Origin of the sequence: Streptomyces sp. NPDC050636 (assembly GCF_040654775.1) — a bacterium.
Taxonomy (GTDB): Bacteria; Actinomycetota; Actinomycetes; order Streptomycetales; family Streptomycetaceae; genus Streptomyces.
The window spans coordinates 29,956-53,776 of record NZ_JBFAIP010000045.1 but is presented as its reverse complement, the minus strand read 5'-3'; the positions used below and the strand labels follow the sequence as shown (position 1 = coordinate 53,776).

Here is a 23,821-nt window from a genome sequence, read left to right as displayed (position 1 = left end):
CGGGACACTGGGCCGATCGCCGCGGTGGTGGTCGACTGCGCGGATCCGCGGGCCATGGCCCGGTTCTGGGGCGAGGCGATGGACTGGACCCTGCATGAGGTGACCGACGAACATGCGGTGCTGCGCTCCGCCAAGGGTGTCGGCCCGTATCTCGAGTTCCTCCGCACGTCCGACGTGAAGGCCGTGCCAGACCGCGTCCATCTTGACCTGCTGCCGTACCCCGGTGACGACAAAGCGGCGGAGGTGGCCCGGCTGCGGGCCCTCGGCGCCACCGACCTCGACCTCGGCCAGGGCGACGTCCCATGGACGTGCCTGACCGACGCAGAGGGCCACGAGTTCTGCGTCCTCGCCCCGTCCTGACGCGGAGCCTTAACGACACCCCGACACGTGAGCTTTGTGTGCTCATGGCTGGTGAACTGCGCACCGAGGAACCTCGCGTCACTGGACAACTCCGCCCCGCCGAACATGGCTTGGTTGAACTCGGCGGTGTGGCACCTGGCATGGCCAGAGAACTCTGTCCCGAGAAACCAGGCGAATCCGGAGAACTCTGCGGGGACGCATTGCTGCACCCGCCTGCTAGATCTAGATGGGGAAGCAGAGGTCCAGCCATATTCACGTGCGAGCGGCGGCTGATCTTCTCGGCCGGCCGCCGACCGTGAAGGTCAGCCGCCGCGCTTCAGGCGTACGACGACGGGGGCGCCGAAGGGATCGCCGGACTGGTTTACCTGGACGTGTCCGGCCCCCAGCCACTCGTCGGTGCCGGGCACCCGGTGGATCTCCTCCAGCCACAACTGCTGGTTCGACCCCTTGCGGGCACCGGTTGACAGCGGCAGGCGGTGGCGCTTGATCTTGACACACCGGCCGTCGTCGGTCAGGTACCAGTTGCCGTTGAGGAACAGGCCCTCGTCGTCCTGCCCCACCGGCGTCCGCTGAGCGCACTCGCCGGGCGCGGGCTTCTGCTCGTCCCACTTCGAGCCGTCCCAGCGCAGCCGGATGTGCTCGTCCGCGGGTTCGTCCTCGACCTCGCCGTGATTGAAGGTGTTGTTGCCGTACGCGCGCACCTCACCGCTGTCGAGCGCGAAGACCTGGTCGAGGCCGGCGCTCGGCTCCGGCGGGATCGGCTCCTCGAAGCGGGCCTGTGGAGTCTCCACCGACTTCCAAGACGTGCCGTCCCAGTGCATCGAGGCGGGCTGGCTGTACCGCTCGCCGCTCAGCTCGGTGCCCGGCCCGGTCGAGCGACTGCCGACCGCCCAGACGTCGTCCGGTCCCACGACGGCGAGATCGGAGGCGCCGTACGGTAGCCGGGTCGCGGTCCAGTGGGTGCCGTCCCAGTGCTGGGCGGTCTGCTCGCCGTCGAGGGCCCAGATGTCGTCCGGGCCCGCGGCCTCGAAGTCCGCGGCCCTGAAGTCCCCGACTTTGCCTGGCGGGGGATTCGGCACCGCGGACCAGCGGGTGCCGTCCCACCGTGCCCAGGGGTTCACGCCGGTGACCTCTTTGTAGGGCCGCGGCCGCAGCCACAGCGTTTCCTCGCCGACCTCTTCGAGCAGTGGCGGATAGTCGGTGGTGCCGAGAGCTTCGGGAAGGGGCTCGCGTTTCCACTGCCTACCGTCGTAGTGCAGCAGGTGGGTGTTGGACCCGCCGTCGGTCTCGGTCCCGACCGCCCAGATGTCGTCCTCGGCCAGGACGGCGACATCGGTGAGCGTTCCCCTGAAGTCCGCGATGTGCTCGAACTCCCAAGTGAGGGAGCCCGTGGACCGGGAGCCGGTCGGATCCGAGTCCGTGCCGCACCCCGCAGCCGTGAGCAGCAGGGCGACCACGCAGAGAAGGGCCGGAATGGCGGCAAGGCGGCGGGGGAGTGGATACATGCGGCAACAGCTTGCGCGGTGCGACTTACAGGCCGGTAACGGCCCGGTCTGGATCGCGACTCAATCGATAGGAGCGCTTCAGTTGGTACCGGATCTCTGCTGTGCCCGTTCCCGCGGCCCGCACTGCGCTAGCCTCGGGTCCCGTGATCGTATGGCTCAACGGTACCCACGGCGCAGGCAAGACGACGACCAGTGCACTCGTGCAGCAGCTGATCCCGGATTCACGGGTGTTCGACGCCGAGAAGGTCGGCGAGACACTCATGGACATCACGCCGGGGCTGCCCGGGACGGACAACTTCCAGCACTGGCCGCCATGGCGGCCGCTCGTGGTCGAGACCGCCCGCCGCGTACTCGACTACACCGGCGGCACTCTGGTGATGCCCATGACTGTCCTGGTCGAGCAGTACTGGCGCGAGATCAGCACGGGCCTCGCCCAACATGCCATTCCGGTACGGCACTTCGTCCTCCACGCCGACCAGGGCACCCTCCGTGAGCGCATCGCGGGCGACACTGTTCTTGGCCCCAACTCCCCGTTCCGTCTCAAATACCTTGAGCCCTACGCCGAGGCGGCCCGCACGTGGCTACACGGTGAGGCCGAGGTCGTCGACACCACGCACCTCACGCCCGCCCAGGCCGCCCTGCAGATCGCAGAGGCCGTCAAGAGTTGAGGTCCGCCCGCCACGCGAGAACAGGCGCAGGTGGCAAACAATGAACGACCTTCCGGTGTCGAGTAGTGCGAACAGGCTCAACCAGGGCCCAGCTCAGCCCAGCACCGCGGTGTCATCTACACCGAAAAGTCGCAGCCAGATGGGGTGAGCGCTGCCGACCTGGTCATTCGGGGGCGAGCCCCCCTCGGTGGACGGTGATAGGTCCGGGACCCCTCCCGCCCCCCCCCGCGGGCCGCGTACGCGGCACCCCAGGAGAGGTCCGTCACCGTGTGTCGCGTAGCTGAAGAAGGTACGCCGCAGTCAGTGAAACGGCACGGTCCCCGTCGTGCGACAGCTCCACGAGGGCACGTGACGCCGTCCTCCCCGGGATGCCCGCCAGCGCCTGGGTCAGCCGTCCGCGTGCGGGCGCCTCAGTGGTGTCGTGGGCGAGGCGGTCGACGAGCCCGGTCGCGATCTGATCCGCCGTCGCGGTGTCGCTCGCCAGCACGCTCAGCGCATCGGCCGCATCGGTGTCGTTCCTTCCCCCCACGATCATGTCGATGAGCGTCGGGACCGCATCGGCCACACCACGTGTCCCGAGCGCCAGAGCCGCATACCCGCGGACCACGACGTCGGGGTTCGCGAGGGCATCCCGCAGCTGCGCGGTGGCCTCATCACCGGGCATCTCGGCGAGGGACTGAACGGCACGTTCCCGCACCGTGGCCACCGGTGAGCCGAGGCCCTCCGCCAGCAGCGCCGAGCCGCCGTCGCCCGATCGCGCCAGCGCCCATCGAAGGGCTCCGGCGACGTTCGGCTCCGTCTCGCTCAGTGCCGCCTCGACCAGGGCCTCCACCGGCACCGGAACCTCGTCGACCGAGGAAAGGGCCGCGCGCTGGCGTGCCTCGGCGCTCTTCGACCCCAGTGCCTGGAGGAGCGCAACGACCTGGAGGACGTCCTCCCAGCCGGCGGGGTCCGCGGCATCGATCCGGCGCAGCCGCGTGAGCAACTCGGTCTCGGCCGCGATGCGTTCACGTGTCTGACGCATGAGGTCGCCCACGAGCGCCGAGGGCGTGAAGCCGGGATCGTCGAGCGCGCGCCCGATCTCACGCAGCGACAGCCCGAGCGACCGCAGGCTCTCGATATGGAAGATCCGCCGGACGTCCTCTCTGGAGTACTCCCGATAGCCGGAGCCCGTACGACCCGAAGGCCTCACCAGGCCGAGCGACTCGTAATGCCTGAGCATGCGGGCACTGACCCCGGACCGCCGCGCCACCTCACCGATCAACACGTCTTATCGTCCCTCCTGGCCGGACCCGCCGAGGGCCACGACGCGCTTCGCTTCCTCGATCGCGAACTCGAATCCGGCGTCCGGCTCACGCAGCAGCCGTTGTGTGGCGAGCGCGTGCGCGCGGATGCGCGGGTCAGGGGCCGTCGTCGCAGCACGCAGAGCCGGCACAATCACTTCACCCAGCGCGACCAGCGCCCGGCTGAGACTCCGCTGCGTCTCCCGCTCACCGCGCCCGAGCTGCGTCGCCAACACCGTGGCCAACGCGGACTCCTCGCCTTCCGGCACGAGCACGACCGCGGCCCGCCAGGCGCTCCGCGCCACCTCGTCGTCGGCGTCGGACAGCAGCGCCCGTGTGATCGCCGGCCACGCCTGCCGGTCCCCGATCTTGGACAGTGTGTGCAGCGCCTGACTCCGTGCCTGCGCACGCTCCGAGCGGACTTCGCGGAGCAGCTCGGGAAGCGTCGTGGAAGCAGGGTGGCGGGTGAGCGCCCAGGTCAGCATGTCGCGGACGAAAAACTCGGGCTCGACCGCGCATCGCTCGATGAGCTTGTCGACGAAGCGCGGGTCAGGCGTCGTGCCGACCGCCAGAGCAGCCCGCAGTCGCACGGACGAACGGCCGTCCTCCAGCCCCTGGAGCGCTCGTATCGCATACCTGTCCTGTCTCGTGATCGTCATCGAGACCACCTCCTTGGCGAGCAGTGAAGGCCCTGTCACTGTGTCAAGGTCAAACTGTGTCAAGGCCAAACAGGGCTCGCTGCGCGATCACCAGTCACCTGCTGCGTCCCGAGCGTGCCCTTTGAGCACTGTGGATCGTGAAGTTGCCAGGTGCCCTGCGCCGCGCGCTGCGGTCGGCCAGAGCTCCTGGCCGACCGTGAGCAGCCGCCGTGTCACGGGTTGAGCACGACCTTGCCGGTGACGGTGCCGGATTCCGCGAGCCGCATGGCGTCCGCGGCCTGGGCGAGTGGGAGTTGGGCGGCGATGTGGGCGGCGACATCGCCGCGCCGGAGGGCGGCGAAGACCTGGGTGAGGTCGGTGCGCAGCCGGTCGCGGAAGGCGGACTTGTTGAAGGCGCGGCCGGCCCAGACGTTGAAGAAGTAGGCGCGGCGGCCGTTGGGCAGGCTGTTCCACAGCCACACGCGGCCGAGGATCTTCAGAACGGGCCACTGCTTGGAGCCCGTGTCGTCGCGGGTGGAGGCGCTGCCGTACGAGACCAGCGTGCCGCCAGGGGCCAACAGATGCCATGAGTCGGTGATGCTGCGTCCGCCGATGTGGTCGAAGACCGCGTCCACGCCGCCGGGGGCGAGTTCCCGGACGCGGGTGGGCACGTCCTCGGTCCGGTAGTCGACGGGAGTCACGCCCAGGGCGCGCAGGGCGTCCTGGTGACGCGCGGAGGCCGTGCCGATCACCTTGACGCCCGCCGCGTGGGCGAGTTGGACCAGCACCGAGCCGACCCCGCCGTTGGCGCCGTGGACCAGGATTGTCTGCCCCGCGCGGATGCGGGCCTTGCGGTGCAGCATCTGCCAGGCGGTGATGCCGTTGACGACGACGGTCTCCGCCTCGGCGGCATCGACACCCTCGGGGACCTCGACCACGTCCGCTGCGTCCACGACCACGTGGCTGGCCCAGCCGCCGACCTTGAGCAGGGCCGCCACCCGCACGCCGACCAGGCCGGGGTCGACGCCCTCGCCGGCTGCCTGCACCGTGCCGACCAGGTCGTAGCCGGGGACGAAGGGGAATGGCGGCTGGTCGTAGTAGCGGCCGCGGCGCATCTGCTGCTCGGCGAAGGAGACGCCGGTCGCCTCCATCCGGATCACGACCTGACCGGGGCCCGCGACCGGGACGGCTCCGTGCCGAAGCTCCAGGCCCTCCGGCTCGACCTTGCCCGGCAGGACGACCTCGACGAGTCCTTCGGCGTTCATGGCGACCTCCACTGGTCCGCATCATTTCGTTAGAAGCTTTCTCGTTCGTTATAAGTTGTAACTCTCCCGGAGGGGGCCGTCAAGACTTCCGTGATAGCTTCTAACTAAATCTTGAATGCATGGCACCCACGGGTGGGGGAGGGCGGCACACCATGGCCAAGAGCGGCACAACGACCCCGCGCGAGCGCTATCGGCAGCAGGTACGCGCAGAGGTCAAGGAGCGGGCCTGGGAGCAGATCGCGACCGCGGGCGCGTCCGCACTCTCCCTCAACGCGATCGCCAAGCAGATGGGCATGAGCGGACCCGCGCTCTACCGCTACTTTGCCAGCCGAGACGAGTTGATCACCGAACTGATCCGGGACGCGTACAGCAGCCTGGCCGGCGCTTTCCGGGACACCGCCAAGTCCAGCAAGTCCGGCGCCGACCTCACGGCGCTCGCGCACGCCCTGCGCGCCTGGGCCCTCGAACACCCCCAGCGGTACTTCCTCGTCTACGGCACCCCGGTACCCGGCTACCACGCCCCGGATGACGTCACCGCGCTCGCGTCGGACATCATGACGACCCTCCTCGACGCCTGCGCCGCGCTGCCCGGCACCGGGTCCTCCGTGCCTCCCCTCGACGAGCACCTCGAAGGCCACCGGGAGTGGGCGGGCGACCATGACGCGTCGCCCGCCGCGCTGCACCGGGCGCTGTCGTTCTGGACCCGGTTGCACGGCGTGCTGTCCTTGGAACTCGCCGGCCACTTCACTGGGATGGGCTTCGATCCCGCCCTGCTCTTCGCGGCCGAACTGGACGGCCTCACCGCCAACTAATGTGCCCCGACTGGCGGTTGCCGGACGGGGGCGCCTGTGTGCTTACGCGGACGGACGATGGCGTTGGTGAGGTTGTTGGCGCCGCTGCCCTCGGCGTCCCGGTAGGAGCCGTTCTCGGCGCGCAGCCGCACCTTCTTGTTGTTGGCCTCCCAGCTGTCGGCCGGGACCCTCAGCGAGGTGGTCCGCCACAACTGCAGGTCGCTGTCGACGTACTTCAGGTGTGCGCCCACGGACTCGGCCTGCGCACGGCGGGACGTGTGGACGGTCCCGCCCCGCACACCACGTGGGCTCGAAAACGTTGCCGTGTGGAGGAGTTGAGGGAGAGACCATGGATGCCACCGCTCCGTGCACCGGACCGCGGGGCGCGGGCGGTTGGTACGTCCCGTGGTACGCCGAACGCGCGCCCCCGCCGTCTGGGGTGCCACATCGCGCACCGAGAAGACAGGCGGCATCACTGCGCAGCCGACAACTCCGTCCGCTCCGCTTCGACTCGCAACTTACTCGCCCGCTCGGCCGGGTCGTAGTGTGGCCCGACACCCTCGATCAACAGCAAATCGCCCTCGATGTGGTCGGTACGAAGCCGCAGGATCTCCTGGTAAGCGGGAGAGTCGTACCAGGCGCGAGCCTCGCCCAGGCTGGGGAACTCGATCAACACCATGCTGCCAGGCCATGCCCCCTCCACCACCTCGCTCGGCGGACCGTGGATGACGAAGCGGCCGGCGAAGGGGTCTAGTGTGGCCTGGATGCGCTCCAGATACTCGATGATGTCTGCGTGATGGCGGCGGCTGCGAAGATGGGCAAAGCCGTAAGCGGACACGGTCGGGTTCCCTTCGTTCGGGGGTGGGCGATGCACCGAACGTAGCCGGGGGCGGCTCAGGGATGCGATTACCTCGCACGTAATGTCCGCCCTCTTCTAAGGGTTCTTCTCTCGGCACCGGCACCGGCACCGGCACCGGCACCGGCCTCGGCGTCGTAGATCAGCGTGCGACCACGCGCTGAGCAAGCAAGGCGAGCAGGTCTGAGATGACCCGAGCAGGGGGTGGCTGAATTCAAGGTTCAGGCAAGATTCTTGTCGAGCATGACGGAGCGTCATGAGGATCACGCGAGGAGAATCCGCTTGCGCAGCAGCGGGAGTCCGGCTCGGTTGAACATCTGCCGCTGATCCTGCGCGGGCTGGGTATCTCGGCGGGCGCCGGAGGTGCGGTTCCGGCTCGGACCGTGCGGAGATTGCGGGTGAGGGTGGAGTATCCGCCGCGATATCCCTGCTCACGGAGGCGCTGGAACAGCTCGGTGCCGTTGGTGCGACCGGCAGCGAACTCGGCCTGAAGGAAGGGCTTGAAGCGGTTGCGGGGGACACCGCGGCGGTCGCGGGCGGAGGCGAGCAGGGTGTCCAGGTCGATGTCGCGGTAGTAGCGACGCACGGTCTTGCGGTCCAGGCCCAGACGGCGGGCGAACTCGCTGATCGGGTACCCGCCGGCGACCATGCGGTTGATCTTCACGTGCCGTTTCAGGACTCGCTGGACGATCAGCGTCGGCGGCAGAGCATCAAGTACCGGCAGCTGCACGGGACGGTCCTGCCCGCGTTCGCATGCTTCTTCAGGCAGCCGCGGTGCTGGTGGCAGACCTGTTCAACGGCCGGCGACAGGCTCTGGAGCAGGTGCCAGCGATCAGCAATTTGCGCCCCCTTCGGGCAGGCCGTGACCGCGGCACGGCTGTAACTACTGTCGCGGTCACGGCAGATGACCTCGGCACCGGGGTGCTCGGTCAGCCACGCGATGAGGGTGTCGGAGACCGATCGGCCAGGAAATCGATCACCGTCGAGGCGTCGAGGCGTCGACGCCTCGACCAGGATGGTGCTGTAGGTCTTGCCCATGCGGAAAGCGAAGTCGTCCACGCCCAGCACCCGTGGACCGCCGCCGCCGAGCTGATGGCGGGCGCGTCGGCAGGGCCATCAGCATGCTGATCAGCGTCACCCGGCTGACGGGTTCTCCGCCCAGTTCCAGGAACGGATGACGCATGTCTACCCGGCGCTGCAGGCGGTGCCGTCCTCGTCTGGACCGGGGGTGTCGTGTCCCAGGCCCCGACGGATCGCGATCTCCACGGGTGAGTACGCGCCGTCGGCCCGCTCCAGTTCGTAAGGTGCGGCCGGCATCAGCGGCGGCTGGGCCATGAAGCGCGGCCGCACCCCATGATGCGGTTGCGCCGCGTGCACCAGGAACGGATGGCACAGGAAGACGTCGCCCGGGGACCCGGTGGCGAGGGCGAGTGGCCGGTGGTCGGACGCCGCCACCAGATCGGGTGCAAGAGCCAGCCCGCTTGCCCCGTCCTCCCCGTACTTCTCCAGCACCTTCGGCACGTCGAGGTGTGAGCCGACCCGGATCCGGGTCGGGGCGTCCTCCTCACCGACCTCGCTGAACAGGAACAGCATCAGCAGCGCCCGGCCCCGGGAGCGCAGATTGGTGAAGTACCAGCTCTCGCCCTCCGGCAGATAGCTCCCCTCGATGTGCCAGCCCGCGTCGTCCGGCTCCTCCTCGTGCGGGAAGCGCAGCGGGAACGTACCCAGCGAGTAGCGCGGCTCCCAGCGTCCCGCGCCGACGAGCAGGTCGTACGCGCGCTGCAGGGACGGGGAGTTGGGTGCGGCGGCGAACGGCCCCTGCGCCATGCCGGCCACCCAGTGCACGGGCTGCGTCCACGTCGCCGGATCGTCCGGGTCGCAGCCCGTCTCTCGCCACAGCAGGCGCGCGCAGTCCGCGGCCACGCGCGGCGCGACGGCACCCTTCAACTTCACGAAGCCGTCGCGGAGGAAGCGGGATACCAAGGTCGTGTCATCCATGCCCCCATCGTGCGGCAACACCGATCCCGATCACCCGACATTCTCCGCACCGCCTTTGTCGGGTGTTCGCCGAACCCTTTCTTGCCCCCTCCTCTGAGAATCGCGGGGCGGCCGGTGGTCATCGACTTGTTGGTGCGCCGACTCATCTGTGATCGGCCAACGTGCCCGCGTCGTACGTTCGTCGAACAGGTCGAGGGCCTGACCATCCGCTACGTGCGGAGAACACCGTCACTGCACCACCTCTTGCTGGCCCTCGCGCTGGCCCTGGCCGGCCGTGCCGGGGCCCGGATGGCGGCGGTGCTCGCGGTGGCGCTTAGTCGCGGAACTGGTCCGCCTCGGAGAAGGCGAACCCCTCCGGGGTCGGCTCACCGAAGCCGGACGCGATCTGGCGCGGGAGGTTGATGCGCCAGTAGCGGCCCTCGTTGGCGATGTCGGTCCGGCTGCCGTCGAGGTACCTCTTGGGGCACCCGCCCCAGCAGACCGGCAGGAAGGAGCAGCGGGAACACGTCGGCAGCGTCGTCGGGTTGAACGCGTCCCACCACTCACCGTCGTCGGCCGAGGGAGAAAGGCCTGCGTTCAACGGCGGCAGGGTCCTTCGGACCGGCAGTCCGCCGACGGCACGGTGGGCCTCCCCTACCTGAAGCCCGCACCGGTATTCCAGCCCGTCCGCTCCGATGACGGCGGAGTCGGGGGCCAGCGCGCCGCAGACCGAAGACACACAGAACTCTTGCAGGGCGGCGGATGCCCGCTCCATGAACTTGAGGTTCATCAACGGTTCGCCGCCGTACCAGTTGATGTGCAGGCTGCGCTTTCAGCGCCAGCGGCCGCATGGTCAGGTTCGTGCGGTAGTACACCGTCACCAGCCGCACCTGTTCCGCCAGCGGCAGACACCACGGCCGCCCGCCACCGGGACCGTTGCCGCCCCGCTCGCGCACCACTTTCAGCAGGTGTCCGAACTGCCCCATCCGAAGCCCGGTGAACGTCTCCACCCACAACGGCTCAGCCCTCAACACCCCACCCATACAAGGGAAATCGCCAGATCGCGGCCTTCTGCATCACGCTTAGGGCGATGGATCAACCTCTTCGTTAATTTCCTGGTCACCAAGCACGGACTCGCTGCCGTGCTGTAGTCCGACAACGCCGGCTTCGACACGCTGCACGCCTACTTCCTCGACCGGCTCGTGCCCGTGTGCACCCAGCCAAGCGGCTGATGCCTCGTGAGTCATGATGGCGTCCGAAAAGTGCTGCGGGTGCTCGGTTGGACCCGCCCGACCGGAAGGCCGTCGAGAACCATCTGGCCGGCTGCGCACGCTGCGCGGCGGAGAGCGTGGGCGTTGCTGATCTGGTGGTGCTCAGCAGCAGTTACCTGTCCAGATACTGGGGTGACTTGTCGCGGGCGGCCTCGGGTTTCTGCTGATCGGCGACTTGGTTGGACAGCAGGCGCAGCGCGTCGGCCGAGGCGGTGTCGTTGGGTGTGTAGACCTCCAGCCGGTGGTCGGGGCTCTCGGGCTGGAGCCACACTTGATAGTCGATGTGGACGGCGCCGACGGTCGGGTGCTGCAGGTGCATGGTGCCCACGGTGCAGTCGGCGACGTCGCCCTTGGCCCACAGCTTGGCGAAGACCCGGCTGCGCATGGCGAGTTCGCCGATCAGTTCGGCCAGCCGGGCGTCGGTGGGATACCGGCCCGCGGTGAGCCGCAGGTAGGCGACGTGGATTCGGGCGAGTTCATCCCAGTTCTGGTGAAGGTCCTGGGTGAGGGGGTCGAGGAAGAACATCCGGGGGATGGACGGCCGCCGCGCGGGATCGTGGGGCGCCTCGAAGTCGACGTGCTCCGCGACGAGGGTATGTCCGGTGCGGTTCCAGGCCAGTACGTCGCCGCGGCGGCCGAGCACGACGGCCGGCGTGCTCTCTCCCAGGGACGCCAGGAGCGAGAGCACCCGTTGGTGCGGCTGTTCCGGGCGGGGGCGGACCAGGTGTGATGTGGTGGGTTGTCGGGCGAGGTTGTGCAGGTGGGCTGTTTCGGCCGGATCGAGTTGGAGCACGCCTGCGAGCGCACCGAGGACTTGTTGGGAGGCTTTACCGGCCTGACCTTGTTCCAGCCGCGTGTAGTAGCCGACGCTGACGCCGGCGAGCTGGGCGAGTTCCTCGCGGCGCAGGCCCGGTACGCGGCGGGCGGTGCCGTAGGTGCGTAGTCCGACGTCGGCGGGTGTGACCCGGTCGCGGCGGGTCTTGAGATAGGCCCCGAGGCTCTCCAGTTCCATGACTGCGAGCGTAGGTGCTGCGGTCCGTGTCTGGGTGTCCCTGCGAGGTGTACCCATGACGCGGGGATGGTTGCCGGGCGGACGGCACCGCACCGTCGGATGCATGAATGAACAGCGTGTTTCTCATTCGCCCGGTCTGCGGGCGTGGTTCGGTCTGCTGGTGGTGCTCGGGCCGGTACTGCTGGTCGCGATGGATGGTTCGGTCCTGTTTCTGGCGATGACCAAGATCTCGGAGGCGCTGTCGCCGACTGCCGATCAGGCGTTGTGGATCCTGGATGTCTATGGATTCGCCGTCGGGTCCCTGCTCATCGCGTTCGGGAACATCGGCGACCGGTACGGGCGGCTGAAGCTTCTGATGACCGGCGCGGCGGTGTTCGGCGCGGCCTCGGCGGGAGCGGCGTTTGCCCCTGGGCCGGAACTGCTGATTGCCTTCCGGGCGCTGATGGGTGTGGCCGGTGCCACGCTCCTGCCGTCGGCGCTGGCGGTACTCAGCGAACTGTTCACCGACCCGCGCCGGCGGGCGATGGCGATCGGCGTCTTCGCAGCCACCTTTGCCGCCGGCTTCGCGATCGGCCCGGTCGTCGGCGGACAGCTGCTGAGCAGCTTCTGGTGGGGGTCGGTCTTCCTGATCAATCTCCCCGTCGTCGTGCTGTTCCTGGTCCTGGCCCCGGTTCTGCTCCGCGAGGTACATGCCTCACGGACCGGCCGCATCGACGTCTTGAGTGTTCTGCTCTCCGCTGCGGGCATTCTGCTGACCGTCTACGCGATCAAGCACGTTGCCGCGGAGGGGCTGGCACCGCTCCCGGTGGCCACAGGGATCGTCGGCATCGTCACCCTGGGGTGGTTCGCCCGGCGTCAACTCCACCTCGAACACCCGCTGATCGACTTCCGCCTCTTCCGCGACCGGGTGTTCACGATCGCGGTCATCACCGGGCTTCTGCCTCTGGCCGCATGGTCGGCAGTGGCTTACCTCGGTGGCATCTACCTCCAGTCCGTCCTTGGACTGACCGTCCTGGACGCGGCTCTCGTCGCGCTCCCCGGCGCCGTCGTGCTCACCGTCACCTGCATCATCACACCGGCACTGGCCGCGCGTATCGGCACTCGGGCAGCACTCGTCACCTGCCACTTCTTCATCGCCGCAGGTCTGCTCCTGCTGCTTGCCACCAGCGTCTCCGGCGGCATCGGCTGGTACGTCGCATCCACCGTCATCGCCGGCATCGGTTACGGCATCTCCTTCAGCGTCGTCGCCGACACCGCCGTCGCCGCAGTACCCGCAGAACGCGCCGGGTCCGCGGCAGCGATCGCCGAGACCAGCAACGAGATCGGGAACGCCCTCGGCATCGTGCTCCTCGGCTCGCTCGCCGCCCTGATCTTCCGGCTCCAGGGACCTGACCTGGCCGGCACCCTCAACGGGACACTCCAGATCCCCGGCCTCGCGCCCGCGGTGATCGGCGATGCGAAGTCAGCCTTCGTCACCGGTCTGCACGCCGCTGCCGTCATCGCGGGCATCCTCCACGCCGCACTCGGCGTCTTCGCCCTGCGTCACCTGCCGAGGGCTTTCACCAGCACCGACGACGCCTGTCCGGGCCCCCTGGGCCAGGACACCATCGCAGAAAGCAGCGTTTGATGACCCATGCCAACTCCCCGCTTGGAACATCCGCCAGTAGGCATCGCATGCGTGGCGCATGCCTGACGCCAGGAGCGAGTGTCAGTGCGGATGTCTACTATCCGGACTGACTGGTGATCAAGTGTGACCACCGCTTCCGACTGAAGGGGCGCCCCAGCGTGACCACAATCTTCACCGTGTCCGTCGACTCCGTCGAGGGCTCGACCCTCCGTGGGAGGGTGCACATCGTCAACCCCGACGTCCCATCCGTGCCACAGGAGACCGTCTTTCCCCTGTCCCTCCTGGCCGACGCCTGGTGGAACCTGGATAACGGGTTTCTGCACAACGAAGACGATGAAGACGATGAAGGCGGAGAGCGGTACCCGTTCACGGAGGAGCAGGGCAAGGACATCGTGGCAGGCATGCGGCTGAAGGACGAGTTCTCGAAACTCTTCGACATCATCCTCGGCAAGCGCATAAGGGTCACCAAGGACGGATACCTGCTCGCGGACGACGGCAAGACCGTGCTCGAACCCAGACGCAAGGCGAAAGACGGGTACGAGTTGGACGGGGGCAGCGGATACGACGGCACTTCGCACTACGTCATGACTCCCGGCAACGCCGAGGAGTTCTCACAACGCGCCGCCGACATCGTGACCTCCTATGACATCAGCCCGTACCGAAACGTCCCGCTACTGAGTGAGGTCGCAGCGCTGAAGGACCCGGACGAGTCCTGGGATCCGGAGAAGCTGGACGGCCCCGCCGATCTGGACGACTACGGCGTGTGGGATCTGTTTGAGGACCGCTCCTTTGCTGAGCTCCCTTACGCAGAGATCGTGGTGACGGTCCGCGACGCGGGCTACCTGGAGCACATGGTCGCCGGTATGCGCTGGGATACGACCATGACCGGGCATGTGTGCTGAGAACTCGTCACACGCGCCTGAAAAACCTACCAAGAGAAGGATGACACCTCCCGTGACTGACCTGTTCACCATCTCCGTCGACGCCGTGGAGGGCACCACCTTCCGCGGGCGGGTCCACATCATCAACCCCGACGCCGCCTCAGTCCCCAAGGGCCGGACATTTCCCGTGTCGTTGATCTTCGAGACCTGGTTCCCGGAGGACGACGAAGCCCCCAGCACCGCGGAGCTCGGTGACGAGGATCCCTTCGTCACCGCACAGCGCCCCGAGATGGAGGCGATGATCTACTGCCGACGACAGATACGCGTCAACGAGGACGGCTACCTCCTTTCGTACGACGGCCAGACCCTCCTCGAACCACGCCAGCACGTGAAGAACGTGCCCGGGAAGCTCCGCGGCGGCCCCGATAACGACGGGATCTCCCCCTACTTCAGCGTGGACGTCCCGGAGGAGGACCTGGTCCACCACGCCCCCTCGATCGTCACCTCCTACGAGGTCAGCCCGCTGCGGAACGTTCCGCTGCACAGCGAGGTCTTCCAGTTCAACGACGGGAACCCGCTGACCGACGAGGAGATGGCGCAGGAGGACTGGTTCGAGGAAGGGGAGGTGGACCTGTACAGCGAGGGCTGGGAGTTGCTCAACACCCGCCCCTTCGAGAAACAGCCGTACGCCGACATCACCTTCACGGTGACCGACGCCCGCTACCTGAAGCACCTCACCCCCGGCCTCCGCTGGCGCACGGCGATCTGGCGCTAACACAAGGCGCAGCGTTCCCCTTTATCCCCGAGCCGTGTGTTGTCGGGCGTCTGCGGGGCGAGCTTGCGGCGTGCTGCGGGGTGCGGTTCGGCCGGGCGCCTGCGAGGGCGTTGGGCTCGGCAAATGGCGGCGGCGGTGCCTGGATCATTCCGCGCCGACCCGTTGAAGCCTCGGCCCTTATGAGTTGGCTGCCTGACGACTTCGTCCACCCCGTCCACGTGCCCGTACCCAACACCGCGCTTCACCTGCGGCCGATCCGGGAGGCGGACACCGCGCTCGCCCTCTGGATCAAGCGATCCAACAGACAGGCCCACCGCCGCCTACGCTGGCGCAACGCCAACGCCCGCCACCTCGGCGCTCCGTCACAACAGGCTTTCGTCCCGGACCACCCAGCCTGCACCCAACTCACGGCGCAGCGCCTCCAGTGCGGTGTACATCTGCTGCTTGAACAGTTGTAGTTCCTCTTCGGACCATGGGGACGGATTCGGCGGGTAATCCCAGTCGATCGACGACTGGTACCACTCGCACAACCTCGCCAGCTCGGCCCGGGAAGTCGGGCTGATCGGCAGGCGCTCCAGTTCGCAGGGGTTGCCGTACGGGCTGGGCATGTCTTCCGGCCACAGCGGGCTGTGCCGGACGCCGGCCTCGAAGAAGAATCGCAGGTAGCGGATCATGCCGCACCCTCTCACACGCCTGCTGATGCCCCGTTCGGGCCATGGACGATCGGAGCGCGCCGGGTAGCGACAGGAGCACCATCACCGCCCGCAGCGCCCAGCGCCACCGGCCATGCAGCAGAACGCGCAGACGCGCAGCTGTTCCTGCTCGCTGGCCACAGTGTTGGCGAACATGCGGCGCGGGCGCATGCTGAACACAACCTCATCGGTGGGAAGGATGTCGGCCCGCGCGCCCCTGGCGAAGCGCATGCCGCGACCGTTCTACGATCCTGCCCTGCGCGGGACTTGCGAACTGGCCACGCTCCAGCAGGATGTCCCGGTCGACGTGATCACGGAGTTCGATCCCGGAGATGCATCTCAAGTGCTTCGCGTTGTGCCGGGCTCAGGCGGTCCGGTCTCGTAGTGAGGGCGTATGTCTCGGGTGTGATGACCCGCAGGGCGAGAGGGTCGGCGATGGCCGGTTGACGTCGGATCGCTTCCAGGGCGGCGGCGGTTCGGTCCCGGGGCCAGTCGAGTGCGCTGGCCAGCACCCCCAGGGTGAGCGGTCGACCGGCGTGCACGAGGGCGGCGAGCACGGTCAGCGCGTCATGCATGACAGTCTCGCCGAGGGCGCTGCCGCTCATCTGCTCGCTGATCCGGGCGAAGAACTGGCTCATCTTGCCGAGCCGGGCGCCGGCGGTCGTGTCGGCGCCGAAGATCTCGATGCCCCGCTGTGCGGCGGTCGCGACCTCGCTGTGTGCACCGGTGTCGGCCTGCCACGCCCGGAGCCAGACGTCGTCGTCGATGACGTACCGCTCGCGACGCCCGACGGGATCCGGTTGACGCACAACCAACCTCATGGATTCGAGGGAACCGATGGACTTGGACACCGATGCCGGGCTGACCCGCAGCCGGCGCACGAGGTCTGCTGCCGTCAGCCCGTCGGCGTCAGCAGCGAGCAGGCAGACGAACACCCGGGCGGTCATCCGAGGCAGGCCGGTCGCGGCCAGCAGGGTCGCGAAATCGTCCACGAAGCCGCGCACCGCCTCGGTCGGCTGCCCGTCGGCCACCGGCTCGGCCGTCCGGACCGGCTTGCGCCGGCGGGCACGGTGGCCGGCGGCCTGCTGTGCGTGGTCGGCCAGATAGTCGCCGGGGTCGCCGTTGCGTGCCACCTCGCGACTGATCGTGGACGTCGGCCGGCCAAGTCGTCGCCCGATCTCGGCGTACCCGAGCCCGTCGGCCAGCCACGCCGCGATCCGCCGGCGGTCCTCGTGGGTCAGCCTGCCTCCTGGCACCGGCACACCTCCTCCCCTTGCATTCATCAACAGTACAGTGCAACGACCTGGTTGAAGGAGTTGCGTTAGCTCACAACTCTGTTGCAACGATAGGCCTCTAGCTAGCATTTTATGGGCTGATTTCGTTGACCGAGCTTGAAACGCAACGTAGCTTTTCCTCACCCGGAAAGACTCAGCCGGAAAGACTCAGCCGGCAAGACTCACCTGGAAAGAGGAGGCAACCGTGATGCACGTGATGATCGTGTCGACCGTCTCGGATGAAGGAAAGTTCTGGAGTGGCCTGAAGAAGGCACACGCCAAGCTCCCCAAGGGCGCCAAATGGAAGCTGGCGGTCGCGAGCAAGGACGGGGCCAAGGCGGTGAACATCATCACCCACGACTCCATCGACGGTGTCCGGGACTTCTTCGAGACACACGCCGGGCCCTACGCCACGACGGAGTACTTCGAAGCGGACGCCGCGAACGCGGTCGGGCTCCCGCGATGACAATCGACGCGATGCGGATCCAGGCCCATGTCTCCGCACTCCTGCCGCAATACGGCATCCCGAGCGCCGCGATCGGCGTGCTCCACGACGAAGAGATTGCCGAGTTCGCGGTCGGCGTCAAGAACGTGGAAACGCGGGAACCCGCGACCACGGACACCGTTTACCAGTGCGGCTCCATGACCAAGACCTGGACCGCGCTGGCCTTCATGCAACTCGTCGACGAGGGCAAAGTCAGCCTGGACGAGCCGGTGCGGACCTATCTGCCCGGTTTCACGGTCGCCGATCCCGAGACAACCGCCAAGGTCACACCTCGTCACCTGCTATGCCACACCAACGGCATCGAGGAAGCCTACGGCGATCCCGGTGAAGGCGACGACGTCTACGAGCGCATGGTCGAAAACATCACCGACGCGCCACAGGTCTTCCCGCTGGGTCACACTCACGGGTACAGCGCGGCGCTCGGTTACGCGATCCTCGCGCGGATCCTGGAGGTGCACGACGGCAGTCGCTGGGACGACGTCATGCGGGATCGCCTCTTCGACCCCATGGGCCTGACCAGCACGAACAGCCGACGCGAGCAGGTAGACGAAACCCGGGCCGCGACCGGACACCTGATCCGGTCCCTGGAAGAGGGTCCACTCGTCACGCCGGTGGACCACCTACCGCGTGCCTTCGGCCCCGGCGGCAACATCACCTCGACGACCCGGGAAGTGCTCACGATGGCGCACGTCCTCCTCAACGAAGGCAGGGCGCCGAACGGACAGCACATCGTCTCGGCCGCAAGCGTCCGAGAGATGATGCGCTCGCGGGTGCCTGTACCCGATCCCTACATGTTCGGGCCGGAATGGGCGCTCGGTCTCATCGTGTGCGACTGGCACGGCGAAACCGTCTACGCGACCGACGGCAGCACGATCGGCCAGAACGCTCGACTGCGGATCCTGCCGGAAACGAACACCGCCATCGCGATGCTCACGAACGGCGGACCGCGGGAAAGCTTCTACCAGGCGGTGTTCAACGAGATCCTGACCGACCTCGGCACAGTCACCATCCCGGACCTGCCGAAACCCGATCCGACGCGGCACCTCGACCTGTCCGGGTACGTAGGCGTCTACGAGAGCCCCGGGGCTCGGTACGAGTTGACGGCCGAAGGTGGGAAGTTGTACCTGACCTTGGTCCTCGACCCGATGCAGGCAGAGTTCCTCCAGAAACCGGACCGCATCAGATACGGATTGCTCCCGGTGAGCGACACCCATTTCCTGATGCCGTCGGCGGACTCACTGGAGGACACCCAGACGGTCGCGATCTACGACTTCACGAACGGAGCCGCCCAGTACCTCCACACCAACAGCCGGGTGAACCCACGAGTAGGGTGACCGCAATCCACCCCCCCGGCATCTTCATCTGGCCCGCACGGTGATCCGGAGGAACCCGGTAGATGCTGGCGACGGAGGGGTTCTGTCCCTTGCGCTTGCCGGTGGGGATAACAGGTCGGCCTGGACCTGCTCGACGGACTCGCCGTTCGCCCGCCTGCGGAGCACGGTGTGCAGTGTGAAGTCGGTGATGACGGGGCCGGCCGCCGGTCAAGATCAGCAGGTGTTTCTGATCCCCGACTGGCCCAGCCGTGTGGACAACAACCCGAAGGCCCTGCGCGTCGCTCTCGGCACCCCGCTGCCAGGGCGGAAGCATGATGGTCATGAAGTGCTCTGCCGAAGTGGGACGGCGTGTGATACTCGGGGGTATCGGGGGTATTGCAATCTCGGGTCTCGGTGTGACTGCCACGGGTTGCACCATTCGGCAGGGCTCGGCAGATGCCGAAGCAAGGGAATCCGATTCCAGCAGTCAGTATGTTTTCGGATACGGATCCTTGATTCAAAAGGAATCCCGGTAGGAGACCTGGCCGAAAGCCGGAAAGTCCTTCCCGGTATCCGTCCAGGGCATTACGCGTGGCTGGTACGACCGGGTTGACACTGCCAGCTGGGGTCCCACTTATTTGGGAGCTCTTCCGGATCGGAGCTCGACCTGCAACGGCGTAATCTTCCAGGTGGTGCACGATGAATTGAAGGCATTTGCCGATAGAGAGCAGCGGTACCAGCTGATCCGCATCCCTGCTGGTGACATCACCATGCTGGACGGCAGATCGGCTCCACCACCCGGAAAGTTCTGGTACTTCGGAAGCACGTCACGTAGATACGTCAGTCGGGAATTCCCCATTGTTCAGTCGTATGTAGATGTATGTGTGAGTGGATGCCTGGAGGTTGAGGATGAATTTCCGGCATCGCGCACAGCGAAGTTTGCCCAGAACTTCTTCACCTCTACGACTGACTGGAAGACGCCATGGATCAATGACCGCATTTATCCATGGAGGCCCTTTGTTCATGTTCCGCAAGCCAACAAGATCGACACTCTGATCCGGGATCAGCTTGGCGACGAAATGTTCCGCGCCATCTCTCTTCCTGGTGCCGGGATCTAATAGGGCTTCGTTAGGTCTTCCTGTCGCGCTTGATCAGGAGCATGTTGAGTGTGTGGATGCACACGAAGTGAACCGTGTTCGGGGGAAGTTGGCGTTGGTTCACAGCATCCGGGTCCCGGCCGCAGGGGGAGGCGACGATGCCGGTGGGTCCGCCCCGGACCGGAGCGGACCCACCAGCGCGTGCCAGGGGTCAGACGTCCGGCATCTTGTTCAGCAGCCACAGCACGCTGTTGTCACCGCCGAGCTTCGGGAAGTAGTGCATAGCCTGCTCGCACAGCTTGATGAGGTGGGCCTTCTTGCCCGTCGCGGGCAACTGGTAGAACTCGAACGTCGGCGCCGCGTGCTCCTGAATCATGGTGGTGATGTTGAGCGGGCTGGTGACCATGGTCTCGGCCACGGTCACCAGCACGCCCTGCATGAGCGAGATGAACGTGCGCTCCAAGTGGTAGCGGTGGTTCTGCTTGTTCGCCTCCATGCCCTCCCACGAGGTGTCGTAGATGACGTCGAGCATGTGCATCGTGTAGCAGTACGCCGCGTTGAACAGGTTGTTGATGCTGTGGGCCTCGGGCTCCGTCTTCGGGTCGTAGTGCTCCGCGGTTTTCGGGTCGGTCGGCAGGTTGTACACGAACCCCAGCGGTTCGACCCCGTCGGCGATCCGCTTGAACTTCGTGTAGTGCGGCAACTCGTCGAGTCCCGGCGTCGGTTTGAGCGGGTCGATCGGTACCGAGGGGTTCTTGGGGTCGATTCCCTCTCCCTGCTCCACGATGATTTTCATGGCGTCCTGCGCGCTCTTGAGATCGTGCACAAGGACCGGCCCGCCACCGCCGTCTTTGTTCCAGTACGCGTCCACGTACTGGTACTTCGCTTCGTTGAGTTCCCAGATGGCGCCCCCGGTGCTCTGGTCGAGGGCGGCGAGACGCTTGCCCACGCCCTCGTAGAACTCGCCGATGGTCCGGTACCAGCCGTCGGGGACCGCTTCGAGAGTGGTCAGATCCTGTTTCGGGAGTTCGAACTCCATGAAGACGTCCTTGACCAACTTCTTGGTGCAGGGCCCGAGATGCAACATCAGCTCGGGCCATCGGTGGAGCATGAGTGACGGGTACTTCGGCATGAAGTCCTTGTCGTAGAACTTGATCCTGTTCCGGCCGCCGATGGCGACCAGGAGGTTCCGGACCAGGGACAGGTGCAACATCTCCTCGACCACGATGCTGCGGATCAGCCGGAAGGCGCCCATCCCCGGGGCCCACTGGGAGTAGCCGCGCGTCTCAAGCGAGAACATCGCGTAGAGATACATCGGGACCGTCGACATCTCCAGGTAGGCGGCCTGGATCAGGTGGTTCTGGAGTTGGCCGAGATTCTTGAGGTCTTCGAGGGGGTTCACCGGAGCCAGGGACATGACCGGCGGTACCAGTTCCTGGGTGGGGGTTTCGGTGACCATCGTGGAGGCTCCTTCACTCACGGGGTTTGACGAGAGTCATGAACGGGGCGGGAGGCCCTTGGTGAGTCGCGACGACAGCAACTGGTAGGCATCCGGCTCCAGTTCGTTCGTGACGACCGCATAGTCACGCCGGGAGAGGGCCAGGTGCACGGGCTCGCGGCCGGGGACGGGCGGTTCGGCGGGCAGGCCGTGCCGGACCGCCGCGTGGTAGGTGTGCACGGGCGCGCACACCCGCAGCACCCGCAGGAACGGGGCGGTCGCCGGACCGGGGTCGTCGTAGACCTCGGCGAAGGCCCGCTCGTAGCGGGCGAGGTCGACGATCACGTCCACCCAGCCCTCGCGCCGGCCACCCGTCAGGCCGCGGTCAGGTCGGCGGGTGGCGAGGTGATCGGTGAACCGTGCGTCCAGCTGGAAGAGGGTGTAAGAGCGGGATGGGCAGGTGTCGAGGTAGTCGAGCGCGAAGTCGTCGAAGAGGTCGGGGCCCAGCAGGGCGCGCAGGGCGGGGTGCAGGCCGCGCATCGTCTCCAGCAGGCGCAGGCGGTAGCCGCGCCGGTAGACGTCGAGCCGCTGTCGTGCGCTCAACTCCCCGGAGGGAGTGAGGACTTCGTCGACGGAGTCCGTTGGTCCGCCGGGGTCGAGGACGGCGCGCTGGAACCAGCGCTGGGTGTCGGCCAGGGTGACGGGCGGACTAGCCACAGAGCACTCGCGCCCCCTCGTCGCGCACGGCGTCGGTGTGCCGGCGTGCCTTGGCCAGCTCATCGAGCAGTTCGGGGAAGGCCGGGATGCGGTCGTCCCATTCGAGCAGGGTGGCGACCGGCCCCGTCAGGGAGGTCGCCAGCCGGTACAGCCGCCACACCGGGTCGGCCACGGGCCGGTCGTGGGTGTCGACGATATGGGTGCCGAGGTGGGTGTGGCCGGCGAGATGGATCTGCACCACGCGGTCGTGCGGCAGCGCCCGTACGTACGCCTCGGGGTCGAAGCCGTGGTTGACGGAGGAGACGTAGACGTTGTTGACGTCCAACAGCAGCCCGCAGCCGGACTCGTCGGCCAGCCGGGAGACGAACTCCCACTCGCTCATCTCAGATCCGGTGAACTCCGCATAACTGCTGGGGTTCTCCAGCACGAGCGGACGTTCCAGGAAGTCCTGCACGGCCCGTACCCGGCGGACCATGTGGGCCAGGGACTCCTCGGTGAACGGGACGGGCAGCAGGTCGTGGGTGTTGAGCCCGGCCACCCCCGTCCAGCAGATGTGGTCGGAGACCCAGCGCGCTCCGGTCGCGGTGGCCAGGCGACGCAGTCGGGCGAGATAGTCGCGGTCGAGCGGGTCGGTGCTGCCGATGGACAGCGAGACGCCGTGCATGACCACCGGATAGCGTTCGGCGATCCGGTCGAGCGCGTAGCGCGGATATCCGCCCGAGTCCATGAAGTTCTCGGAGATGATCTCGAACCAGTCCACCTGCGGCCAGTGCGTCAGCACGTGCCGTAGGTGCGGGGTGCGCAGCCCGAGGCCGAATCCCACGTCGCTTTCCGGCAAGGGATACGCAGTGGTGCGCTGTGGCGCGGGCTCCGCCGCCGGGGCATCGCGCACGGTCACGCGGGAATCGTCCGCTTCTCTTCGTACCGGGGCACCATGTCGTCGGGGAAACCTTCGCCGGGGGAGGGGCCGAAGGGTCTGCCGGCGGCGTACATCCGCTCCTCGAAGATCTTGCGAGCCCGTTTCCAGACGCTCGTGCCGCGATAGGGCCCGGCGGCATGCACTCTCCCCTCATTGATGGGGCTGGCGCAGCTGCCGTTCCAACGGCACTCCTGATTGCCGGGTTTGGCCTGCTCCACGTCGCTGCCGCTGTATCCGCAACCGCCTTGGTCGCGGCACTCGTTGCCGCCGTGGCAAACGTGGAAAACGGTCGCGCACTGCCCCATGCCGGCCATGTCGCCGGTGCCGTCGACGCCGTGTCCCTCGCAGGAGTTCAGCCCCATGCACACATGAAGCTCGATCTCCTTCTGGAGCTTTGACGGCTCGATGAAGTACGGGGTGGCCTCCCGGGCCCCCGCCCGCTTGCTGGCGCCGATCTCCCCGCCCTCCATGAGCAGGGAGACCTCCTCGGCGCTCAAGCGCTTGTGGCCGTCGGGCTGCGATGCGTCCATGTCCGCTCTCCTTTCTCTCCTCGGTCCCTCGGCCCCGGCCCCGCCGTGCGGGGGCTGCCGGATCTGGGTACCCGGGGTTGCCTTCCAGCGAGCAGATCAGGACAAACCGGCTATAGGGGTGAAAAGAGTGTATTTTCGTCATCGAGTTGCGCAGGAGGGAAAGGGGACCGCGGCCAGGGCCGGGATGAGCGACTCCTCCTCGTAGTCCAGGGAGGTGGCGGCCCACCGCGACACCGCACGCCTGACGTAGCTACGACCCGCAGTCGAGCTCAGCGCGGGGCCTGGTCGCGCTCTGCGCCCCGAGCTTCGCGTGCAGTGGGGGGCGTTTCAGGGCCGACTACCTGGCCAGTCACTCGACCCGCCGGCCAGACCCTTCAGACGGCCCCCTGCGTCCGTCCACTGCGGTCAGAGGTCGACGGTGCTCAGA

General features: G+C 67.3%; 28 protein-coding genes and 3 pseudogenes. 12 read left to right on the top strand and 19 right to left on the bottom strand.

The features are described from left to right. Positions 1–360, top strand: a 360-nt coding sequence (locus tag AB0I10_RS26730; protein ID WP_363155163.1) for a VOC family protein, incomplete at its 5' end; no start/stop codon positions are given. A gap of 302 nt (positions 361–662) precedes the next feature. Here the strand turns inward: AB0I10_RS26730 and AB0I10_RS26725 are convergent. Next, positions 663–1,865: a hypothetical protein gene (locus AB0I10_RS26725; RefSeq protein ID WP_363155162.1), complete on the bottom strand. Its 1,203-nt coding sequence runs from the start codon at positions 1,863–1,865 to the stop codon at positions 663–665. A gap of 143 nt (positions 1,866–2,008) precedes the next feature. On the opposite strand from AB0I10_RS26725, the gene AB0I10_RS26720 reads away from it, so the two are divergent. Continuing rightward, positions 2,009–2,533, top strand: coding sequence for an ATP-binding protein (locus AB0I10_RS26720; RefSeq protein WP_363155161.1), 525 nt, complete (start codon positions 2,009–2,011; stop codon positions 2,531–2,533). 262 nt (positions 2,534–2,795) lie between these two features. Here the strand turns inward: AB0I10_RS26720 and AB0I10_RS26715 are convergent, their stop codons facing one another. From AB0I10_RS26715 to AB0I10_RS26705, 3 genes are all read right to left on the bottom strand, one after another. Further along, positions 2,796–3,800, bottom strand: coding sequence for a MerR family transcriptional regulator (locus AB0I10_RS26715; protein WP_363155160.1), 1,005 nt, complete (start codon positions 3,798–3,800; stop codon positions 2,796–2,798). A 3-nt stretch (positions 3,801–3,803) separates the two neighbouring features. Beyond that, complete coding sequence (locus AB0I10_RS26710; RefSeq protein WP_363155159.1) at positions 3,804–4,475, bottom strand: HEAT repeat domain-containing protein; 672 nt, start codon at positions 4,473–4,475, stop codon at positions 3,804–3,806. Positions 4,476–4,687: 212 nt separating this feature from the next. Next, a complete protein-coding gene (locus tag AB0I10_RS26705) occupies positions 4,688–5,719 on the bottom strand; it encodes a medium chain dehydrogenase/reductase family protein (protein WP_363155158.1) in 1,032 nt (343 codons plus the stop codon). A 152-nt stretch (positions 5,720–5,871) separates the two neighbouring features. Here AB0I10_RS26705 and AB0I10_RS26700 point away from each other — a divergent pair, with 152 nt between their 5' ends. Further along, a complete protein-coding gene (locus AB0I10_RS26700) occupies positions 5,872–6,531 on the top strand; it encodes a TetR/AcrR family transcriptional regulator (RefSeq protein WP_363155168.1) in 660 nt (219 codons plus the stop codon). Here the strand turns inward: AB0I10_RS26700 and AB0I10_RS26695 are convergent. The 7 genes and pseudogenes from AB0I10_RS26695 to AB0I10_RS26665 all read right to left on the bottom strand — a co-directional run. Further along, on the bottom strand, positions 6,528–6,761 hold the full coding sequence (locus AB0I10_RS26695; protein WP_363155157.1) for a hypothetical protein: 234 nt from the start codon (positions 6,759–6,761) through the stop codon (positions 6,528–6,530). The two genes, AB0I10_RS26700 and AB0I10_RS26695, sit on opposite strands and share 4 nt — an antisense overlap. 221 nt (positions 6,762–6,982) lie before the next feature. Further along, a complete protein-coding gene (locus AB0I10_RS26690; RefSeq protein WP_363155156.1) occupies positions 6,983–7,348 on the bottom strand; it encodes a DUF1330 domain-containing protein in 366 nt (121 codons plus the stop codon). A gap of 232 nt (positions 7,349–7,580) precedes the next feature. Further along, a complete protein-coding gene (locus AB0I10_RS26685) occupies positions 7,581–8,096 on the bottom strand; it encodes a hypothetical protein (protein WP_363155155.1) in 516 nt (171 codons plus the stop codon). Further along, a complete protein-coding gene (locus tag AB0I10_RS26680; RefSeq protein ID WP_363155154.1) occupies positions 8,057–8,425 on the bottom strand; it encodes a transposase in 369 nt (122 codons plus the stop codon). The genes AB0I10_RS26685 and AB0I10_RS26680 overlap by 40 nt, the downstream gene beginning before the upstream one ends. Positions 8,426–8,551: 126 nt before the next feature. After that, the gene (locus AB0I10_RS26675; RefSeq protein WP_363155153.1) at positions 8,552–9,364 is read right to left on the bottom strand and encodes a phytanoyl-CoA dioxygenase family protein; all 813 of its coding nucleotides are present in this window, start codon (positions 9,362–9,364) and stop codon (positions 8,552–8,554) included. A gap of 313 nt (positions 9,365–9,677) precedes the next feature. Further along, on the bottom strand, positions 9,678–10,118 hold the full coding sequence (locus tag AB0I10_RS26670) for an SPASM domain-containing protein (protein ID WP_363155152.1): 441 nt from the start codon (positions 10,116–10,118) through the stop codon (positions 9,678–9,680). Positions 10,119–10,179: 61 nt separating this feature from the next. Then, positions 10,180–10,386 (bottom strand): annotated as a pseudogene (locus AB0I10_RS26665) (IS5/IS1182 family transposase); the annotation flags it as partial. A gap of 39 nt (positions 10,387–10,425) precedes the next feature. Here AB0I10_RS26665 and AB0I10_RS26660 point away from each other — a divergent pair. Together AB0I10_RS26660 and AB0I10_RS26655 are read left to right on the top strand one after the other, a co-directional pair. Further along, positions 10,426–10,563: pseudogene (locus tag AB0I10_RS26660) on the top strand (TetR family transcriptional regulator); the annotation flags it as partial. A 59-nt stretch (positions 10,564–10,622) separates the two neighbouring features. Next, positions 10,623–10,781, top strand: a complete 159-nt coding sequence (locus AB0I10_RS26655) for a zf-HC2 domain-containing protein (protein ID WP_363155151.1) — start codon at positions 10,623–10,625, stop codon at positions 10,779–10,781. Here AB0I10_RS26655 and AB0I10_RS26650 read toward each other — a convergent pair. Then, a complete protein-coding gene (locus AB0I10_RS26650) occupies positions 10,727–11,626 on the bottom strand; it encodes a helix-turn-helix transcriptional regulator (RefSeq protein ID WP_363155150.1) in 900 nt (299 codons plus the stop codon). The two genes, AB0I10_RS26655 and AB0I10_RS26650, sit on opposite strands and share 55 nt — an antisense overlap. Positions 11,627–11,729: 103 nt before the next feature. On the opposite strand from AB0I10_RS26650, the gene AB0I10_RS26645 reads away from it, so the two are divergent. From AB0I10_RS26645 to AB0I10_RS26630, 4 genes and pseudogenes are all read left to right on the top strand, one after another. Further along, the gene (locus AB0I10_RS26645) at positions 11,730–13,253 is read left to right on the top strand and encodes an MFS transporter (protein WP_363155149.1); all 1,524 of its coding nucleotides are present in this window, start codon (positions 11,730–11,732) and stop codon (positions 13,251–13,253) included. Between the two features lie 158 nt (positions 13,254–13,411). Further along, complete coding sequence (locus tag AB0I10_RS26640) at positions 13,412–14,155, top strand: hypothetical protein (protein ID WP_363155147.1); 744 nt, start codon at positions 13,412–13,414, stop codon at positions 14,153–14,155. A gap of 52 nt (positions 14,156–14,207) precedes the next feature. Beyond that, the gene (locus tag AB0I10_RS26635; protein ID WP_363155146.1) at positions 14,208–14,909 is read left to right on the top strand and encodes a hypothetical protein; all 702 of its coding nucleotides are present in this window, start codon (positions 14,208–14,210) and stop codon (positions 14,907–14,909) included. Positions 14,910–15,088: 179 nt separating this feature from the next. After that, a pseudogene (locus tag AB0I10_RS26630) lies at positions 15,089–15,187 on the top strand (N-acetyltransferase); the annotation flags it as partial. A gap of 84 nt (positions 15,188–15,271) precedes the next feature. Here AB0I10_RS26630 and AB0I10_RS26625 read toward each other — a convergent pair. From AB0I10_RS26625 to AB0I10_RS26615, 3 genes are all read right to left on the bottom strand, one after another. Then, positions 15,272–15,583, bottom strand: coding sequence for a hypothetical protein (locus AB0I10_RS26625; RefSeq protein WP_363155145.1), 312 nt, complete (start codon positions 15,581–15,583; stop codon positions 15,272–15,274). A gap of 81 nt (positions 15,584–15,664) precedes the next feature. Then, positions 15,665–15,832, bottom strand: coding sequence for a hypothetical protein (locus tag AB0I10_RS26620; protein ID WP_363155144.1), 168 nt, complete (start codon positions 15,830–15,832; stop codon positions 15,665–15,667). Between the two features lie 80 nt (positions 15,833–15,912). Continuing rightward, positions 15,913–16,857 carry a helix-turn-helix domain-containing protein gene (locus tag AB0I10_RS26615; protein WP_363155143.1) on the bottom strand — a complete coding sequence of 315 codons (945 nt, stop codon included), beginning with the start codon at positions 16,855–16,857 and terminating at the stop codon, positions 15,913–15,915. A 226-nt stretch (positions 16,858–17,083) separates the two neighbouring features. Here AB0I10_RS26615 and AB0I10_RS26610 point away from each other — a divergent pair, with 226 nt between their 5' ends. The 3 genes from AB0I10_RS26610 (at position 17,084) to AB0I10_RS26600 (ending at position 19,811) form a co-directional block, all read left to right on the top strand. Further along, positions 17,084–17,341, top strand: a complete 258-nt coding sequence (locus AB0I10_RS26610) for a hypothetical protein (RefSeq protein ID WP_363155167.1) — start codon at positions 17,084–17,086, stop codon at positions 17,339–17,341. An 11-nt stretch (positions 17,342–17,352) separates the two neighbouring features. Next, positions 17,353–18,714: a serine hydrolase gene (locus AB0I10_RS26605; RefSeq protein ID WP_363155142.1), complete on the top strand. Its 1,362-nt coding sequence runs from the start codon at positions 17,353–17,355 to the stop codon at positions 18,712–18,714. A gap of 671 nt (positions 18,715–19,385) precedes the next feature. Continuing rightward, positions 19,386–19,811, top strand: a complete 426-nt coding sequence (locus tag AB0I10_RS26600; RefSeq protein ID WP_363155141.1) for a hypothetical protein — start codon at positions 19,386–19,388, stop codon at positions 19,809–19,811. A 190-nt stretch (positions 19,812–20,001) separates the two neighbouring features. Here AB0I10_RS26600 and AB0I10_RS26595 read toward each other — a convergent pair whose 3' ends face one another. The 4 genes from AB0I10_RS26595 to AB0I10_RS26580 are packed head-to-tail and all read right to left on the bottom strand — an operon-like array spanning position 20,002 to position 23,394. Then, the gene (locus tag AB0I10_RS26595) at positions 20,002–21,249 is read right to left on the bottom strand and encodes a ferritin-like protein (protein WP_363155140.1); all 1,248 of its coding nucleotides are present in this window, start codon (positions 21,247–21,249) and stop codon (positions 20,002–20,004) included. Positions 21,250–21,285: 36 nt separating this feature from the next. After that, the gene (locus AB0I10_RS26590; RefSeq protein WP_363155139.1) at positions 21,286–21,945 is read right to left on the bottom strand and encodes a DNA-binding domain-containing protein; all 660 of its coding nucleotides are present in this window, start codon (positions 21,943–21,945) and stop codon (positions 21,286–21,288) included. Then, a complete protein-coding gene (locus AB0I10_RS26585; protein WP_363155138.1) occupies positions 21,938–22,843 on the bottom strand; it encodes a DUF692 domain-containing protein in 906 nt (301 codons plus the stop codon). The genes AB0I10_RS26590 and AB0I10_RS26585 overlap by 8 nt, the downstream gene beginning before the upstream one ends. Then, positions 22,840–23,394 carry a hypothetical protein gene (locus AB0I10_RS26580; protein ID WP_363155137.1) on the bottom strand — a complete coding sequence of 185 codons (555 nt, stop codon included), beginning with the start codon at positions 23,392–23,394 and terminating at the stop codon, positions 22,840–22,842. The genes AB0I10_RS26585 and AB0I10_RS26580 overlap by 4 nt, the downstream gene beginning before the upstream one ends. Positions 23,395–23,821: the final 427 nt, after the last annotated feature.

What these genes read in the sequence shown, in the direction of transcription:
- AB0I10_RS26670 (WP_363155152.1), bottom strand. Translation starts at nt 10,118, where the DNA reads ATGGAGCGGGCATCCGCCGCCCTGCAAGAGTTCTGTGTGTCTTCGGTC.
- AB0I10_RS26725 (WP_363155162.1), bottom strand. Translation starts at nt 1,865, where the DNA reads ATGTATCCACTCCCCCGCCGCCTTGCCGCCATTCCGGCCCTTCTCTGC.
- AB0I10_RS26710 (WP_363155159.1), bottom strand. Translation starts at nt 4,475, where the DNA reads ATGACGATCACGAGACAGGACAGGTATGCGATACGAGCGCTCCAGGGG.
- AB0I10_RS26610 (WP_363155167.1), top strand. Translation starts at nt 17,084, where the DNA reads ATGCACGTGATGATCGTGTCGACCGTCTCGGATGAAGGAAAGTTCTGG.
- AB0I10_RS26620 (WP_363155144.1), bottom strand. Translation starts at nt 15,832, where the DNA reads ATGCGCTTCGCCAGGGGCGCGCGGGCCGACATCCTTCCCACCGATGAG.
- AB0I10_RS26645 (WP_363155149.1), top strand. Translation starts at nt 11,730, where the DNA reads ATGAATGAACAGCGTGTTTCTCATTCGCCCGGTCTGCGGGCGTGGTTC.
- AB0I10_RS26675 (WP_363155153.1), bottom strand. Translation starts at nt 9,364, where the DNA reads ATGGATGACACGACCTTGGTATCCCGCTTCCTCCGCGACGGCTTCGTG.
- AB0I10_RS26595 (WP_363155140.1), bottom strand. Translation starts at nt 21,249, where the DNA reads ATGGTCACCGAAACCCCCACCCAGGAACTGGTACCGCCGGTCATGTCC.
- AB0I10_RS26650 (WP_363155150.1), bottom strand. Translation starts at nt 11,626, where the DNA reads ATGGAACTGGAGAGCCTCGGGGCCTATCTCAAGACCCGCCGCGACCGG.
- AB0I10_RS26605 (WP_363155142.1), top strand. Translation starts at nt 17,353, where the DNA reads ATGCGGATCCAGGCCCATGTCTCCGCACTCCTGCCGCAATACGGCATC.
- AB0I10_RS26625 (WP_363155145.1), bottom strand. Translation starts at nt 15,583, where the DNA reads ATGATCCGCTACCTGCGATTCTTCTTCGAGGCCGGCGTCCGGCACAGC.
- AB0I10_RS26580 (WP_363155137.1), bottom strand. Translation starts at nt 23,394, where the DNA reads ATGGACGCATCGCAGCCCGACGGCCACAAGCGCTTGAGCGCCGAGGAG.
- AB0I10_RS26705 (WP_363155158.1), bottom strand. Translation starts at nt 5,719, where the DNA reads ATGAACGCCGAAGGACTCGTCGAGGTCGTCCTGCCGGGCAAGGTCGAG.
- AB0I10_RS26700 (WP_363155168.1), top strand. Translation starts at nt 5,872, where the DNA reads ATGGCCAAGAGCGGCACAACGACCCCGCGCGAGCGCTATCGGCAGCAG.